The sequence below is a fragment of the Bacillus sp. FSL K6-2944 genome (genome assembly GCF_038005385.1).
In the GTDB taxonomy this organism is placed as follows: domain Bacteria; phylum Bacillota; class Bacilli; order Bacillales; family Bacillaceae_G; genus Bacillus_A; species Bacillus_A cereus.
On record NZ_JBBOTE010000002.1, the window covers coordinates 752,651 to 769,898 of the forward strand.

A 17,248-nucleotide genomic window follows, 5' to 3' on the forward strand; every position below is an offset into this window, starting at 1 on the left:
ACATGCCAATTGAAAATAAAGAAATTCAATACACGGTAGGTATCGAAGATTTATATCTATGTATGATGAAAGGTAATGAATCGACAAATGCCTTACCAACCTATGAGGACATAACTTATAAGCAAACAAACATTACAGATTTAACAATTTCGACGACATCTACCAACTTTACAAAATGGGCGTCTAATAAAAAAATCATAAATATTGTCAAAAATACAGCATTTGGATTAGCTTTTAATCTTGCTGGTCTAAATCGTGAAGTGAAAGATAAAATCTTTGCTAAAACACGTAAAAAAGGTGTGTCTTTTGAAACAGCGAAGGCGAAGGCGTATCCAAAGTTCGCAGTAGGTGTTGTATTCCCTTTAAATGATGGAACAAAAATAGTACGTTGGTATCCAAAATGTACGGTTGCTCCAGTAGAAGAATCTTGGAAAACACAAGGTGATGAAATGACTGTGGATGACATTGCTTACACAATTACAGCAGATCCATTGTTATGTAACGATGTAACACAAGCTGAATTGGATACTGGCGATCCAGAGGCAAAAGGAATGAAAGCTGAAGATTTCCTAAAACAAGTCATTTGTGATGAATCTCAATTAACGCAACTTGGTGGAACATCGACACCAGGGAAATAAGGAGTGATAGTATGTCACGTTTAAGTGATTTAGTTAACGTTAATATAACTAGAAACAGCATTAAAATACAGGGTGTTACAATCCCTGTTGTTTTTACTTTTGAATCTTTTCCTTATGTGGAAGAGGCGTATGGAACACCCTATCATGAATTTGAACAAGAAATGAATGATATGTTAGGAAAAGGTCAATTTAGCCTGGGAGAAAATGAAGCGAAATTGATGCGTGCATTAATTTATGCGATGGTACGTAGCGGCGGTACAGAATGTACATTAGCTGAATTGAAAGGTGCCATTCCTATGAATGATTTACCTGATATCTTCATCGTTGTATACGAAATTTTCAGTGGACAAACTTTCCAAACTTCTGATATGGAGAAGCTGAAGCAAGAAAAAAAGTAAAAAACATACTGACTAAAAATGAGGAATCTCAGTCGGAACTCGACTGGGATTTTTATTTTTATGTCGGTAATACATTGCTTGGTTTAAGTATGGATGACTTTTGGAAAATCACACCTGCACATTTTCTAAAACAGTTCATTATGCATCTCAGATACAACAATCCGGATGCATTACATGAGCAGAAACCAAAACAAATCTACACGCTAGATCAAACGCCATTCCTATAAGAAATGAGATACAACAATCCGGATGCATTACATGAGCAGAAACCAAAACAAATCTACACGCTAGATCAAACGCCATTCCTATAAGAAATGAGATAATATGAAGTGACCTCCTAGATTATCAAGTCAGGGATTTTAACCCATAATAATGAATGAAAACATTATGAATGGGGTTATACCCTATGATAATAGGAGGCCACTATGGAAAATATAATCTATATTGGGATGGATGTCCACAAGGAAAGTTTTAGCTTATGTGCACTACACGGAACAACTGGGGAAATTGTAAGAGAAGCACGATGTGCTTCAAATGTATCTCTCGTAAAAAAATTCGTTGAGAAACTGAAAACAAAATATGGTGAAGATATAAAAATTAAAGCTGGATATGAGGCTGGTTGTTTAGGGTATTCACTTCATAATCTTCTTGAACAAAATGGAATTGATTGTGATATTTTAGCTCCCACAACAATGTACAGTTCATCAAAAAATAAAATGGTTAAAAATGATAAATTCGATGCCAAAATGATTGCTCTTAATTTAGCAAATGGCACCTATAAAGAAGTATATGTTCCAGAAGAAGAGGATGTTGCCGTGAAAGAGTATATCCGCATGTTAGGTGATTTTAAAACATCTTTGAAAAAAATAAAACAACAGATAAAAGCATTCCTTTTAAGGCATGGCTATGTGTATGAAGGGAAATCAAGCTGGACAATCGCTTATATGAAATGGTTAAAGAATCTTGATCTACAAGGATTATTCAAAGAAACGTTAGGCGAATACCTATTACAGTATGATGTTCTAGTCGATAAAATTGAGCGGTTCAGTCTGAGATTAGAAGAATTATCTCATCGTGAAAGGTACGAAGAACCAATCGCAAATTTAAGATGCTTAAAAGGTATAGATACAACATCGGCAATGACTGTTCATGTGGAAATTGCAGACTTCACTCGTTTTCCCACGGCTAAAGCATTTATGGCTTATGTAGGATTGACACCAAGCGAAAGCTCAAGTGGAGAAAAAATCAGTCGACGTTCGATTACAAAACAAGGAAATTCGACCGTTAGGTCTACTCTTGTAGAATGTGCAAATGCGTTGGTAAAAGGAACAATCGGATTAAAATCGAAGCGAGTGAAAGCAAGACAAAAAGGGCAACGAAGCGAAGTGATTGCTTATGCGGATCAGGCTGTAGAAAGGTTACAAAGAAAATATTATCGCATGATATATCAAGGGAAACCTAGAAATGTTGCCGTTACAGCTATCGCAAGAGAACTGGGGTGTTTTATATGGGGATTAGAAACAGGTAAAATTCACCGAAAATAAAGAGGGAAGGATATGAAGTTGATTGATTCATTCATAGTTAGAAACCAAAGGTATCAATTGATGGCATAGATGAGCTTCAGAGATAGTGAATTACAGGTCTGGCTATCTATGACTCACCTCTTCTGGCATGGCTGAAATTCTGATAAACAAGCTATTTATTAGAATTTGAAAAGGTGTGATCCACGCAGTGAGATTATAAGAGCCTAACGACGAACCATTAACCTGAGGTAACCAATCCACGAATAACAGAGTGGTTAACTGTCGATAGATCTTATTTCTGAAGCTTTTGTATGCCATCAAGAAAAATATTATGGGTGAAAAACTATTGACAAAGGTCACTTCATAACAGGTGAGAAAATGCCAGGGAATAGTAAAGAAAGAAACGTCGTCCTTAATTTTAAAATGGATGGCCAGGTTCAGTATGCCAATACATTGAAACAAATCAATATGGTGATGAATAATGCAGCGAAAGAATATAAAAATCATATTGCAGCAATGGGCCAAGATGCGACGATGACTGATAAACTTCTTGCTGAAAAGAAGAAGCTTGAAATTCAAATGGAAGCAGCCAAGAAACGTACAGCTATGTTACGTGCTGAATATCAAGCTATGTCTAAGGACACAAGTACAACCGCCGAACAACTCAATAAGATGTACGGGAAGTTGCTTGATGCAGAACGTGCTGAAACTTCTCTTGATCATGCAATGAAAAGAGTGAATGAAGGTCTTTCCGAGCAAGCAATTGAAGCCAGGGAAGCACGTGGAACTTTACTGGATTTACAAGAGAATTCTAAGAAACTTGAAGCAGAACAAAAGAAACTAACAAGCTCATTCAAACTTCAAAATGCTGAATTAGGTCAAAATGCTAGTGAAGCGGATAAGTTAGAATTAGCGCAGAAACAACTACGTCAGCAAATGGAAATGACTGATAGGGTCGTCCACAACTTAGAACAACAATTAAGTGCAGCAAAGCGTGTGTATGGTGAGAATTCTACCGAAGTGCAGCAACTTGAGGCTAAATTAAACCAAGCAAAAACGACATTAAAGCAATTTGAAAACTCATTACAGAGTGTTGGGCGGAGTGGTTCACAAGCGGCGGATGGTATGGCGGAAATCAATAAGAAACTTGATATGAACAATTTAATGGAAGCCGCTGAAGTTCTACAAGGAATATCCGAAAAATTGATTGAAATGGGAAAATCAATTGTAAATACAGCAATAGAGTTTGACGGATCACAGAGGAAAATTCAAGCTTCATTAGGATTGACTGGGAAAGGTGCCGAAAATCTTCAAAAGATTGCTGTTGATACTTGGAAAAAAGGTTTTGGGGAAAATCTTGAAGAGGTAGACAATGCGCTTATAAAGGTCTATCAAAATATGCGCGATGTTCCACATGAAGAATTACAAGGTGCATCAGAAAACGTTTTAACGCTAGCTAAAGTTTACGATGTTGATTTAAACGAAGCGACTCGTGGTGCAGGACAATTAATGAGTCAGTTTGGTTTATCGACACAAGAAACATTTGATTTACTTGCTGCCGGTGCTCAAGAAGGTCTAAATTATTCAGATGAGTTATTTGATAACCTCTCTGAATATGCGCCTTTATTTAAACAAGGTGGTTTTAGTGCGCAAGAAATGTTTACGATTTTAGCAAATGGAACAAAAAGTGGTTCGTATAACTTAGACTATATCAATGACCTAGTGAAAGAATTTGGTATCCGTGTACAAGATGGTTCGAAAGGTGTATCAGAAGGATTCGGCGATTTATCTGAAGAGACACAAAAAGTATGGAAGTCATTCAATGAAGGTAAGGGAACTGCAGCCGATGTTTTTAATGTTGTGTTAGGTGATCTTCAAAAGATGGATGACAAAGTAAAAGCAAACCAGATTGGTGTTGCTTTATTTGGCGTGAAATGGGAAGATATGGGCGCTGAAGCTGTACTTAGTCTAAATAATGTACATGGTGGTCTTGGTGATGTAACTGGACGTATGGGTGAAATGAAGAAACTTCAGGAAGAATCTTTGGGACAGCAATTTCAAAAAGCACTAAGAGAAACACAGGCGGCGTTAGAACCACTTGGAAAGAAATTTGCAGAATTAGCGAAAGATATTCTACCTCCAATTGTTGATGGAGTTAAAGCTGTAATGGATTGGTTTAGTAAGTTGTCTGAAGCTGATCAAACACTTTTAATGGTGATGAGTGCATTAAGTACAGCGTTTATTATTCTACCTCCAATTGTAGCAGCTCTCGCAGTTTCATTTGGTGCGTTGAATTTGGCGTTTTTACCTGTGATAGCTACCATTGCAGCAGTTTCCTTAGCGATAACGGGTATCATCATGTTGATAAGAAACTGGGGTGAAATAACGGATTGGCTATTTGAAAAGTGGTCACAATTTAAGGATTGGTTTGGTGGATTATGGTCCGGAATCGTTCAGGCTTGTAGTGATGGATGGTCTTCCACAGTTACGTACTTCTCAGGTGCCTGGGCTTCATTTACAGAAATGATGCATAGTTTCTTTGAACCAATCGGTCAATTTTTTAGTGATTTATGGTCTGGGATTGTTGAAACAGCATCTGCTTGGTGGTCAAATCTTGTCACGAAAGCATCTGAATTGTGGGGACAACTGAAACAAAGTTGGGAAGAAACTTGGAACTCCATACGTACATTCTTAGACCCGGTTATTTCGTTAATTTTTACGGTTTTAGAAGCGGGATGGCTGTTAATACAGGCAGGTGCGCAAATTGCTTGGGCTGCCATTAGTAAATATATTATTAATCCGATGGTGGAAGCGTATAATTGGTGTAAAAATCAGCTCGGTGAGCTAGTTTCTTGGCTTGGTTCACAGTGGGAAACAGCCAAATCTTATACACTGGCAGCATGGAATTTGGTAAAACAGTATGTGATGCAACCGGTTCAAGAATTGTGGGATGCTACGAAAGAAAAACTGAATGATTTAGCAAATTGGATATTACAAAACTGGGGAAAAATTAAATCCTATACACTTACAGCGTGGCAAGTGGTTTATAAATATATCATCGATCCGGTTATTTCAGCTTATAATGCTGCAAAAGAGAAATTCAATGATATGTACAACACAGCACGGGAGAAATTTGATTCTGTAAAAAATGCAGCGCAAGAAAAATTTGACGCAGCAAAGAGATTTATCGTTGACCCGATAAAAGATGCGGTAGATAAAGTAAAGGGATTCATTGATAAAATCAAAGGGTTTTTCAGTGATTTGAAATTAAAGATTCCGAAACCGGAAATGCCTAAAATGCCGCATTTTAGTTTAGAAACTAGCACGAAAAACATTTTAGGGAAAGACATTACGTATCCATCTGGCATTGGTGTACAATGGCGTGCAAAAGGCGGTATTTTTACTAGACCTACAATTTTCGGTATGAGTAATGGTCAGTTACAAGGTGCAGGAGAAGCTGGAAATGAAGCGGTTTTACCGTTGAATAAAAAAACATTAGGCGCGATTGGTGAAGGGATTGCAGCAACGATGTCTACTGAACCAACTGTAATTCATATTTATAATCCTTCAGTGAGGGATGATCGTGATATCGACCGCATGGTCGGAAAAATAGATGATGCACTTGCTCAAAAAGGGCGTAATTCAAAAATAGGAATAGGGAGGACTTAAATTGCTAGACATAGGTATCGATAATCAGTTAGCAAGTGACTATGGAATATGTATGGTAGAACGCCCTGTTATTCCTATAGCAGAACAAGAAATAGAACATATTGAAGTGTCTGGTAGACATGGTTCACTTACAAAAAAAGGGGCGTTTAAAGACGTCCCTTTAAAAATAAAGTTCAATATGCTTGAAGAAGAGAATATTAAGCCGTTAGTGCGACGTATGAAGGCTTGGTTGATGAATGGAAAGACATTATATTTTACTGATGATGATGTGTATCGAAAAATTAAACATGTTGTAGTAGGTGATATTGTAAATGAAATGGAAGAACATGGTGAATTTGAAGTGGATTTTAAGTTAGATCCCTTTGAATATACAGAGGATGTAAATCTAATGCTTACCAAACCTGGTGTAATTTATAATCCAGGTACAATGGAATCTGATCCTAAGTTTTGGATTGTGGGAAATGGTACTTTTCGTATAACAATCAATGACGTCTCTTTTCAAATAAAAGATGTGAATGGTTCTGTTGTCATAGACTCAGAAATACTTGAAGCATATACCGATACCATATCAATGAATCATAAAATGGTTGGGCAGTTCCCTATATTTAACGTAGGAGAAAATACAATAGAGTGGTCAGGAGCCATTCAATTCATGGAAATCAGGCCAAGGTGGAGATATAAATGATCACTTTATATAAACCAAATGAGACTGATTTTACACACAATGGTATAGGGGCATTAGATAAACATATTTATAACGCAACTGTTGAGGAAGAACTCAATGGTTTATTTTTATTTTCATTTAGTTATCCATTGTTTGCACCACGTGGTCTGGAAATAGAGGGAATGAGCATCATTAAAGTTCCAACTCCTGATGGTGAACAACTATTTCGAGTAGCAGCTCCTAAAGTCAGCATGGGTGAGATTACAGCGCAATGTTATCACATTTTTTATGACTTAACAGAAAATCTAATTGAAGACATTTTTGCTGAAACAACAAATGGTAATGGGGCTATGAATCGTATGTCAGCAGGATGTCAATACAAGCATCCTTTTCAGTTTTATTCAGATGTACCAAAGGTAGCAAGTGCACGTATTGTCCGAAAAAATCCTGTGGAAGCATTATTGGATGCTAGTCAAGATAATTCATTTGTTAATCGTTGGGGCGGCGAATTAAAACGAGATAACTTTGATGTGAAGATGTTACAAAATCGTGGTATGGATCGTGGGGTAGTGATTCGTCATAAGAAAGATTTACTAGGATATGAAGGGAATGTGGATTGGAAAAGTCCCATAACTAGAATCATGCCACAAGGTTTTGATGGGTTGTTTCTTCCTGAAAAGTATGTGGATAGCTCACTTATAAATAAGTATCCTCATCCTAAAATCAAAGTTGTTGAATGTAAACATATTAAAGCAGCTATTGGTGAAAATGCTGATGATGAAGATGCAGTTCCGTTAGAAGAAGCATATGGGTTATTACGCCAGGCAGCTAAGGATATGTTTGCTATCCAAAAGGTTGATCAGCCTAAAGCAACTTATAACGTTACGTTTCAGGAGTTATCACAAACGGAAGAGTATAAGGATTATAAGCATTTACAGAGTGTTTATATGGCAGATACGGTTACGGTTGAGCATCAAGAAGATGGTATTGATATAAAAGCGAAGGTAATTGCTTATAAGTATGATCCAATAAAAAAAGAGTATCTGGATGTAACCATTGGCAACTTCAAAGAATCCTTTACGGACGTTTCCAGTAGGGTTGATCTGGTGCAAGAAGAGTTATCCAATATGCCTAGCTCTATTTTGGATGCGGCAAAAGCAAATGCTACAAACCTTATTAATTCAGGATTCGGAGGGCATGTCCGTGTTTATCCAGATTGTATTTTAATTATGGATACGAAAGATGAAAAGAGTGCGAAAAAGGTTTGGCAATGGAACTTGAATGGATTAGGGTATTCTTCCACAGGTGTGAATGGCCCATATGGAACTGCCATTACAAGTGACGGAAGAATTGTTGCTGATTTTATTACTGCAGGTACGTTGAGTGGAAATCTTGTGCAAGGTGGAGAGATAACAGGTGCAACATTACGAACTTCAGATAGTGTGAACTATGTAAATATCTCAAAGCAATTTATACGCTTGTATGAATCATCTAGAACAAGGGTGTTTGTAGGATATTACAAAAATAGTAGAAATGAAATACAACCTACTCTTATTTTAGGCGGAGATTCAGATTCCACAGGGGCAAATGGTGCTATTATGGTATACCAATTCTCAGACACAAGTGTTAAGTCTGGTGGAATAGGAATTACAAAAGGACTTGATGGCAATGGATACTTGAATGCAGCTTCCTTATACTTTTCGCAAACAGGGAATGCAATGCTTGATGCTGACAAAATGATTGTCCTACATGCCGAAAGTGAAATGAGATTTAAGGTTAAAGATCAATTCCGCTTTTATCGTAATGACAATTGGATTGCAAGTATCGGAGTTGGATCTGGAGGGGATACGGATATTATGCTCCCCAATGCAATCATACGAAATTCGGGTTGGGACAATGGGTATATCCAAGTGAAAACCGCTCTTGGGACATATTATCAAGGAGTAATTGCTTCAGACTTCAAAGTTTCTTCAAAAGAAACCTATAAAACCAATATCCGTCCTATTGCATTCAGTGCACTTGAAAAAGTAATGGAATGGGAAATGAAACAGTACAATTTGAAAACCGATATTCCAAAGCTGTATGAGATGCGTATGAATCGTAAGGAAGGAGAGCCGACCATTACTACAGAAGCAATTCCTACACATTATGGTTTAGTTATTCCAAAAGAAGCAGAAGAAAATGGTGTAGGCCTATACGGGATGCTTTCGCAATTGACAAGCGCATTTCAAGAGTATGTGACAAAAACGGATGCTAGATTAGAAGAATTAGAGCCATTACAACCTAAAGGAAATATAAAACATAGGAACAGAGTAAAACGTCAGAGAAGAACGCCTAGACACGTAAAAAGGAGTAGCTAGAAAGAGGGGTAGTCATGCGAAATGAGGAAATTATGATAGATTTAGCAGATCCTGTGTTTACAAAAACAATTCGTTCTCGGCAGAATGACAAGAATGGATTGAAGCTTACGGTGTACGTAAGAGAGGAAGGGGAGAAGGTAGATTTAACAGGATATGTGGTTAAATATGAAGCGACAAATCATACAGGAGTATTCATTCGAGATGATGCTCAAATAGTTGATGCAAAAAATGGTGTGTTTTCCTATACGTTTACATCTCAAGCTGTTTCCACATCGGATGATTGGACAGCGTATTTTGTGATGGAAAAAAGTACAGAACGAATGAGTACACCAGATATTCGTATTACATTAAGACGTGATGTGAAAGAAGGAAATATTAAAATTGAAAATTATATTTCTGATTTTGATAATCTCAAGAAACAGATAGATGCTTTGCAGCAAGCGGTTGATAAAATGGATGTTGTAAAGCGATCAGGTGGGATAATGACAGGTTATCTAACAATGAGACCAACGCCCGGTTCCAATATCGGAGTTGGATTCAATAGTGAGGATAAGTTATTAGATATCGGTCTTGTAGGAGCCTCGGATGGTCAATTCTATTTAAAAGACTGGAAAAACAATAAAGTGTTGCTGGATAAATCACCTACTGGGGTATTCAATGTTTTTGCTGATAATCTTCTAAAAAAAGCTGGCGACATTATAAATGGATTACTTGAATGTAAGAGTGATAATGCAATTGTATTAGGAAGTCGTTCTTATAAGACAGTTATTCATAAAGGGGCGCAAGGAGAGCTGATTTTTGCACCTTCCACCAAAGAACAAGGTGATTCTTGGGATTGGTCCAAAAGAGTAGAATTTCGAACAGATGGCACAATCAGACAAGCGTATGATACAGGATGGATTAACCTTCCTACAAATGGGGTAGAAAATGTTCCTGATAGAATTTTGAAGTACAAGAGAAGTGGGGAGCAGATTACTGTAATTGGCTCTGTTCGAAACCCAGTAAACACCACGGTTTTTGCAACGCTTCCAACTGGGTTTAGACCTGTACAAAATATCGCTTTTCCGGCACTCGCTTATGGTAATGGACCAACAGTTTGTGAAGTTACAGTTAAAAGTGATGGCGGAATTTTCGTAAATGGTGTTCCGAGCGGGAGTACGGTTCATATTGCAATGAACTTTTTAATTTAAATCGTACAAGTTAAGCGTGCATAAGCAGGCTTATTTATTTTGCTCAAGGGGATGAGAACAGTGGAGGAACAAATCTTCAATTCAATGATTCAACAAGGAGCATTCGCAGCGTTATTTGTGTGGATGCTTTTTACTACGCAAAAAAAGAATGAACAGCGTGAAGAACAGTATCAAAAAGTAATCGAAAAAAACCAAGCAGTCATCGAAGAACAGGCAAAAGCATTTGGTTCACTTTCAAAGGATGTATCAGATATTAAACAAAAAATTATGGGGAATGGTGACGACAAATGAAAAAATCTATTAAATTATTAGCCTCAATTTCTACTGCAGCTATCATTGCATTTACTTCAATAGGTAGTGTCTTTGCTGATCGAGAAATGATTATTCCTGGGTTACCTAAAGTCGAATATCGCAATGGATATGGAGCATATGAAGGTGTAATAGCACATTCTACAGCAACTCCTGAAGCGCCTGCTATTAATATTCGAAACTATGAAGCAAGAACATGGCGTTCGGCATTTGTACATTATGTAACAGACTGGGATGAAACAGTTCAAATTGCTTCCACAAAATATCAAGCATGGGGAGCGGGCTTAGCAGCCAATAAACGATTTGTTCATGTAGAGCTCTCTGAAACGAGTGACTCTATTAAATTTAAAAAATCCTATGAGAGATATGTGAAGCTACTCGCTAAGATTTTACGTGATAGAAACATTGATCCATCCATTGGATTGTGGACGCATAAAGACATTACGTATAAGCTTGGTGGCACAGATCACGAAGATCCGATTGATTATCTTCTCAGTCATGGTGTATCAGAATCAAAGTTTCGTACTGATGTATTAAAAGCATATAATGGAAATTCTATTTCAGTTGAAGCGAAACCAAAGCAACCAAGTGAAGTACCTGGTGTTATGAATGAAGTGGGAGTAGCGTATATTGATGGATACAATATAAACCTTCGTTCTGGTCCATCCACAATAAATAGTGTTATTCGTAAATTACAAAAAGGTGAAGCATATAAAGTCTGCGGTAAAGTAGGCAACTGGTTGAATCTTGGAGGAAATCAGTGGATTTATAACGATTCCTCATACATTCGCTATAAAGAAGAATCGTCATCTGTGGAAGGTAAACGTGTAGTTTCTAAAGTGAATGACTTACGATTCTATTCAAAGCCTTCCTGGTTAGATAGAGATGTTGCGGGAACTGTGGATGAGGGGTTAGGATTTACAATTGAGGCGAAAGTAAATGTAAATAGTTCACCACAATATAAAGTACACAATAGCAAAGGAAAAACATACTATGTAACAGCAAGTGAAGCCTACGTGTATGTGAGGTAAGCAAAAGCAGAGCATTCCTCTGGCGAGTGTGAGGAACGCTCTTTTTTGACATTATAAAGATATATTATCTCCCATTGTTGGTTTACCAATAGTATTATATGTAACAGTAGAAATGAATATGAACGATAAAAATAAAAAAAGAGCATTCTTGACTGGAGTACGCTGTTTTGTGATAGAACCATCTATGTGAAGCGATGCTGAATCACTTTTCTTATATGTGACCAAATTGCAGATATGACACTTCCTTACAAATAAGAATAAGTGTACATGCTTACTTATATCTGGGCTCTCATCACCATAAAGATAAAACGGGAAGAAACAAGCCAGGATAGTGGTCTGGCTTGCTTTTTTTGTAAGGCATATCATAAACTGGGAGTGCTCTAAGATATGTAAGGTAGAAGCAACATGTGTTATTACATAAAAAATTTCCACAGTGGCCGTTATCACTGTTAGGAAATCTTGCAAGATAGGAAACTAGGATGGGTAGATGGAACGGAAAAGAAGAGATTCCTTTTGTAGGAAATGATGTGAAAACCATGGCGCAGTGGAGAGAACATGCGGCAATTTTTATTGTATGACAAGAAATAGGTCGGGAGGAAAACGTAGGTGGGGCAAGCATTGGCCGATGTAGAGGAATGCGTGAGAGGGGGAGTGGCTATGTACGGGGGGGAAGGGGCAGGGTGTGTCTGTTTTGGTGGGTGAAGGAACTGAAAAATGGGAGAGTAGCAGAAGGGGAGTTTGTATGGTTTGAAAGCTAGGAAAGTAGGAATCTATCATGCGTTTTCTGGGTATATGTATCATGTATTTCTGCTGATATGAGGTGTAAAGTTCCCAATAGGGTGTACCCTAATGAATAAACTGTAAAATGTTAATAATAGGGATATATTAGAATTATATAGAATATATTGGATACCTCTCTTGTTCGCTGCGCACACAACGCGTGATAAAAAGAAATACCTATCTTGTTCCAAGAAAAGTAAAACCTCTCTATCTCGTTGCTTACTGTATTCTATACAACCCCCAAGCACTTCGTGCTAGTTTTTTTGATTATTTCACCAAAAAAATGTGGTAATATCCAGAGAATATAAGAAAAATCCCCGAATATATGGTGAATTAAGCCAATCGCTCTATTCCCCAGTCAATGGAAAAGGGACTACTTTATATTTACAAACAAAAATATTATGTATAATAAACATTATGATTATGTATCTCCCGTTTCGTTTTACGAGATGCACACGAATATACCGATACAAACCATTTTTTATGCTTCTCATTGAGGTACACCCTATTGGGAACTTTTTCGTAGAAATCCTTGTGTGTACTGGATTCTTTTTTGTTCGTTTGTTTCTATTTTGTAAAAAAGGAGGTTGGGTCATGACGAAAAAGGTGATTGTGAAACAAATGGTGACAGATTTGGAATTGTTGGGGGTTATTCAGCAGTTTGGATGGACTACGACAGGACAACTCGTTGCTTATTTGGGATCGTATAGTAGGCGCAGTATTCTGCGTAAGCTGGAGCACCTGCGTCCGTATCTTCACAGTATTGTCGAACCGTCTCGTCATATTTTTGGAATCAATAGCAAAGGCGGGGCGTTACTTGGCACACCTCATGTCACGATGCTCAGTGATTTACATGACATCTACGATGTCCTCTACCGCAATGACATCTGGGAATGGTGCGGGTATCCCGAGTGGCAGTGGCACGAGGAATTATTACCTGCTGGTAAACAGGAAGCGCTTGTGCCGGCAGCCTATTGGTATAATCGGGAGCGACTACATGTCGTGGAAATCGATACGGGAGACAATTTGTATGCAACAATGTGCCACATGCGCCGCTATGAGGGGTTGGTTAAACAGGCGGAAAAACGCGGAACGCCCGTTCCGCAGATTTATTATTTCACACCTGACCGCCAGCGCCTAGCGTGGCTCGAGGAAGCACTGGGCGGGCATAAGTTGTGGCTGCGGTGTGTGAACGCACTTAAAAAAGGAGGACGTGTATGATGAATAACTTACGAGTTTCCTATCAGATGTATGGTACGTTACAACAAGGAGGATCATTTATATGAGTAAGAACGAAAATGTATTTAATAATCTCATCACCCCACAGCTAGTACCTACGGTTCCTATTACTCCAGTGCAACAAGCACAACTTTTAGCCTTAATCCAACAATTACAAATTGCTATTAATACGTATTTTAATAACCCAAATTTAGTAAATCGTATAGCTTTACAAAATAGTTTAATAAATCTATATGACTTTTTACTCAACGAATTTCCTACTGTAACTGAGAGGAACGCTACACGAAATAGTTTATATCTTCTCTTAGCTGTTAACAATCGTTTAGCCTCAGCTACTTCAGCAGAAGTTGGTCAAATTGCTACCATGTTACAATCTCTGTATACTACTTTATCATTTTTAATGGCAGAATTTATTATGGACGTTGCCACACGTAACCAAATACTCAATATTTTATCTACTTTAGTGACAAGAACAGCCGCTGTTCCTAGTAGTGGTGCGGGAGCAACAGGACCGACGGGACCAGCAGGGCCCCAGGGAGCGACAGGAGCAACAGGACCAAGCACGGGTGTAACGGGACCGACGGGACCGCAAGGAATTCAAGGACCAGCAGGACCTCAAGGGCCTCAGGGCCTTCAAGGCGTACAAGGACCAGAAGGACCAGAGGGTGATCAAGGTCCGCAAGGGATTCAAGGATTACAAGGGCCACAGGGACCGCAAGGGGTTCAAGGTGTCGAGGGGGATAATGGTGCTACGGGGCCGGCAGGGCCGACAGGTGCAACTGGGTCTACGGGGGCAACAGGGCCAACAGGGGCTCAAGATGGCGGAACCTTAAACAATGCTTTTATAACACGCACGTCTACCGCGACGCTACCTGCAAATACTCCAGTTGTATATGAGAATCTTCTTGCTATATCTGGAACTGATATTCAATTCACACCACCTTCTAGCGATATTATTCTTGCTAGTGGACAGTTATATTTAGTTAATTACCAATTAACTGGAAGGGTATCACCTGGTTTTGACATAGCATTATTTTTAAATAATGCTGTAATTGATGGAACACGTATTGGTACACAGTCTAGTGCTACGGCTGGCAATATTGCATCTGGTACAGCGATTGTTGATACAAGAATTTTTAATGTACCAACTATATTAACGCTCAAAGCTACTACTACTGTAACGCTCCCTGCCGCTTTTCCAGCAGGAGATCCCTCATATGCTAATACTCAAATAACTATTTTAGGTTTGCTGTAGCATATATAAACTCTCGCTATTGTATATACCATGTTTTGTAACTACTCAGCTTAATTAATCGACCATCCTATTCACCCCCTGATTGATATACTCAGTATTTACAAATGGGAGGCATATGAAACTAGTAAAATTAAAAAAGACACCAAAAGGTGGCTGAGTAGTTACCATGTTTTTTTGACACTTGATAATATACAGGAACGTTCGTTTGCAAATTTAAGGGTTTTTAATGCTACCAAGCAAATAAGCGCTCTACGATCCATCTTTTGGGGGTTACTTGAAATTGATGCAATTCTGACCGCTTGGCAACTTGTACTTCAGCATTCAATAGCTTTTGAATTTCTTTTTGAAACCTTTCTCCTGTGTACCCACCGTCCGTGAGGATGGCTTCTAGGGTTTCTTTCAATTCAGGATATTGCTTGTACATTTCGATTGCACCTTTTCGATCTGTGACATTGGCAGTGGTAACATGGATCACATGGGGAAATCCAAGAATATCTACATTGATATGTCGTTTAATACCAGATATTTTCTTACCACCATCATAGTCTTTTTGTTCAGCCGTATCTGCATTCTTAACACTTTGGGCATCGACAATATGAAAGCTAGGGCTAGGGAGGGGATTAGCCGCTTCCCTTATTTGCCCAACAATTTTTTTAATAAGGTCTCTAATAGACTACTGCCTCCGGCATTGGATTTATTCCATTTTGCATAGTAGCGGTAAACATTTTGCCATTTGGGATAATCTTTTGGTAAAGCACGCCACTGGCAACCTGTACTTAGAACATAGAGTAGTGCATTGAACACATCAAAAAGGTCATACTTTCGCGGACTCGTGCGTTTGCTAAACGTTTCTAGTTCCTCACGAATGATTTCGAATTTTTCACGGCTGATATCACTTGGATAAGACATACACTCATCTCCTGTTTTTGCATACATCCTAACATATTTACGAGACTATAAATAGGTTCTAAGGGACGAGTAGAAAGATACCATAAAAAGAATCCAAATTTGGAGCAAGCCATTGCGCTTTATGCGCAGAGAAAGCTGACCATACCTCAAATTTGTGAACAGACACAAATATCCAAATCCACATTGTATCGGAAGTTACAAATGTTGTCTGTCAAAAGAAGAAACAGTGGTTGGCAAATGGACGACACTAGGTAGAGTGAATAGGCGCAGTGTGAGTGATTTGGCAAGCAATAAAATGCAATTCATAGATATTTTCCAAATCGAAATGCCTAGTTCATGTAGCTAGGTGTTTTGATTTGCTCATACATGCTGTATCGAAGTAGAACTTGTCCATGAGGTTATTTACAATTCCGTTGAAATACGCGAATGTCCCCTTCTTTATTTTTACTCCGGATTTTATTTTCATCACGAACTCTTTGATAGCTACTAAGCCAATCGTAAGCTCCTGCTCTTTCGTAAATGCACGTTGCCCTGTTGTATAATTCACAAATCGATTGCACTGTCTTACGACCTTCCACAGTTCTTGAATTGTTTTAGATTCACTGTAAAAAGAGTTAACTAAAGAAATAAAACGTTCGGGTACCCAGTGCGCAACAAAGTCAGCTTGTTCCATATTCTCTTCTGGAGTATTGCTATTCTCATTATGATTACGTTTGTTTATATCTTTTATATTTTGTTTTAAGGTTTTAGTAATTGTTTTACTGGTAGGACACTTTGCAGGACTTTTTGTATCTACCTTGTCGGACACTTCTTTCACAATTGGTTGAATGATAATAGCATTAGAAGTTTGAAGCATGTCCTTTTTACGCTTCATTGCTACTTGTTTAATCATGCCTAAATCTACAAGTTTCTTCATTAACCGTTGCACAGTCTTATATGAAACTTCTATCATGTTAGCGATTGACTTTTTGCATAGGAAACTAACGCCTACATATTTGCAACTGTGGCGTTTTAAAATTTCAAGTAACATAATAAGTTTAGATTGTACGTCAGTACGCTTAATAGACATACGGATAATATCTCTGTATGTACGTATAGTTTTGTTCAATTCTTCTAATTCTATAAATGGTGATAAGTTACGGAATGATTCTTCACTTGCTATAACATCTATGCATTTCTTTTCCATATTATATGTCTCCTTCTTGGAAACAAAAAAGCAACGTCACCAATAATTTGGTAAACGTTGCTAAAGAAACCCTACATGATGTACAATAATTCAAGAG

15 protein-coding genes are annotated in these 17,248 nt (G+C 38.0%); 12 read left to right on the plus strand and 3 right to left on the minus strand.

Annotated elements, in window-relative coordinates:
- The first annotated feature begins 2 nt into the window (after positions 1 to 2).
- The 11 genes from MHH55_RS24900 (at position 3) to MHH55_RS24950 (ending at position 15,056) form a co-directional block, all read left to right on the plus strand.
- A complete protein-coding gene (locus tag MHH55_RS24900; protein ID WP_340828034.1) occupies positions 3 to 638 on the plus strand; it encodes a major tail protein in 636 nt (211 codons plus the stop codon).
- Positions 639 to 649: 11 nt separating this feature from the next.
- Entirely contained in the window at positions 650 to 1,036 is a 387-nt protein-coding gene (locus MHH55_RS24905; protein ID WP_078188247.1) for a hypothetical protein, read from the plus strand.
- 425 nt (positions 1,037 to 1,461) lie between these two features.
- Positions 1,462 to 2,580 (plus strand): IS110 family transposase, encoded by a 1,119-nt coding sequence (locus MHH55_RS24910; RefSeq protein WP_340880263.1) that lies wholly within the window; start codon positions 1,462 to 1,464, stop codon positions 2,578 to 2,580.
- A gap of 357 nt (positions 2,581 to 2,937) precedes the next feature.
- Entirely contained in the window at positions 2,938 to 6,228 is a 3,291-nt protein-coding gene (locus tag MHH55_RS24915) for a phage tail tape measure protein (protein WP_340881551.1), read from the plus strand.
- A gap of 1 nt (position 6,229) precedes the next feature.
- On the plus strand, positions 6,230 to 6,913 hold the full coding sequence (locus tag MHH55_RS24920) for a phage tail domain-containing protein (RefSeq protein ID WP_078187362.1): 684 nt from the start codon (positions 6,230 to 6,232) through the stop codon (positions 6,911 to 6,913).
- Complete coding sequence (locus MHH55_RS24925; protein ID WP_078187361.1) at positions 6,910 to 9,252, plus strand: phage tail spike protein; 2,343 nt, start codon at positions 6,910 to 6,912, stop codon at positions 9,250 to 9,252. Before MHH55_RS24920 ends, MHH55_RS24925 begins: the two co-directional genes overlap by 4 nt.
- 14 nt (positions 9,253 to 9,266) lie before the next feature.
- Positions 9,267 to 10,442 carry a BppU family phage baseplate upper protein gene (locus MHH55_RS24930; RefSeq protein WP_078187360.1) on the plus strand — a complete coding sequence of 392 codons (1,176 nt, stop codon included), beginning with the start codon at positions 9,267 to 9,269 and terminating at the stop codon, positions 10,440 to 10,442.
- A gap of 60 nt (positions 10,443 to 10,502) precedes the next feature.
- The gene (locus tag MHH55_RS24935) at positions 10,503 to 10,733 is read left to right on the plus strand and encodes a BhlA/UviB family holin-like peptide (protein WP_000392440.1); all 231 of its coding nucleotides are present in this window, start codon (positions 10,503 to 10,505) and stop codon (positions 10,731 to 10,733) included.
- Positions 10,730 to 11,782, plus strand: coding sequence for an N-acetylmuramoyl-L-alanine amidase (locus MHH55_RS24940; protein WP_078187359.1), 1,053 nt, complete (start codon positions 10,730 to 10,732; stop codon positions 11,780 to 11,782). The genes MHH55_RS24935 and MHH55_RS24940 overlap by 4 nt, the downstream gene beginning before the upstream one ends.
- Positions 11,783 to 13,156: 1,374 nt before the next feature.
- Positions 13,157 to 13,783: a hypothetical protein gene (locus MHH55_RS24945; RefSeq protein ID WP_078187358.1), complete on the plus strand. Its 627-nt coding sequence runs from the start codon at positions 13,157 to 13,159 to the stop codon at positions 13,781 to 13,783.
- A gap of 61 nt (positions 13,784 to 13,844) precedes the next feature.
- Entirely contained in the window at positions 13,845 to 15,056 is a 1,212-nt protein-coding gene (locus MHH55_RS24950) for a collagen-like repeat preface domain-containing protein (protein WP_078187357.1), read from the plus strand.
- A 229-nt stretch (positions 15,057 to 15,285) separates the two neighbouring features.
- Here the strand turns inward: MHH55_RS24950 and MHH55_RS24955 are convergent, their stop codons facing one another.
- Both MHH55_RS24955 and MHH55_RS24960 read right to left on the minus strand, forming a co-directional pair.
- Positions 15,286 to 15,726: a transposase gene (locus MHH55_RS24955; RefSeq protein WP_078187356.1), complete on the minus strand. Its 441-nt coding sequence runs from the start codon at positions 15,724 to 15,726 to the stop codon at positions 15,286 to 15,288.
- Positions 15,690 to 15,965: a transposase gene (locus MHH55_RS24960; protein WP_176116638.1), complete on the minus strand. Its 276-nt coding sequence runs from the start codon at positions 15,963 to 15,965 to the stop codon at positions 15,690 to 15,692. The genes MHH55_RS24955 and MHH55_RS24960 overlap by 37 nt, the downstream gene beginning before the upstream one ends.
- A gap of 51 nt (positions 15,966 to 16,016) precedes the next feature.
- Between MHH55_RS24960 and MHH55_RS36485 the strand changes: the two genes are divergently transcribed.
- Positions 16,017 to 16,220 (plus strand): helix-turn-helix domain-containing protein, encoded by a 204-nt coding sequence (locus tag MHH55_RS36485; protein WP_078187354.1) that lies wholly within the window; start codon positions 16,017 to 16,019, stop codon positions 16,218 to 16,220.
- Between the two features lie 79 nt (positions 16,221 to 16,299).
- Here the strand turns inward: MHH55_RS36485 and MHH55_RS24965 are convergent, their stop codons facing one another.
- The gene (locus MHH55_RS24965) at positions 16,300 to 17,151 is read right to left on the minus strand and encodes a cytosolic protein (protein WP_078187353.1); all 852 of its coding nucleotides are present in this window, start codon (positions 17,149 to 17,151) and stop codon (positions 16,300 to 16,302) included.
- Positions 17,152 to 17,248 lie beyond the last annotated feature (97 nt).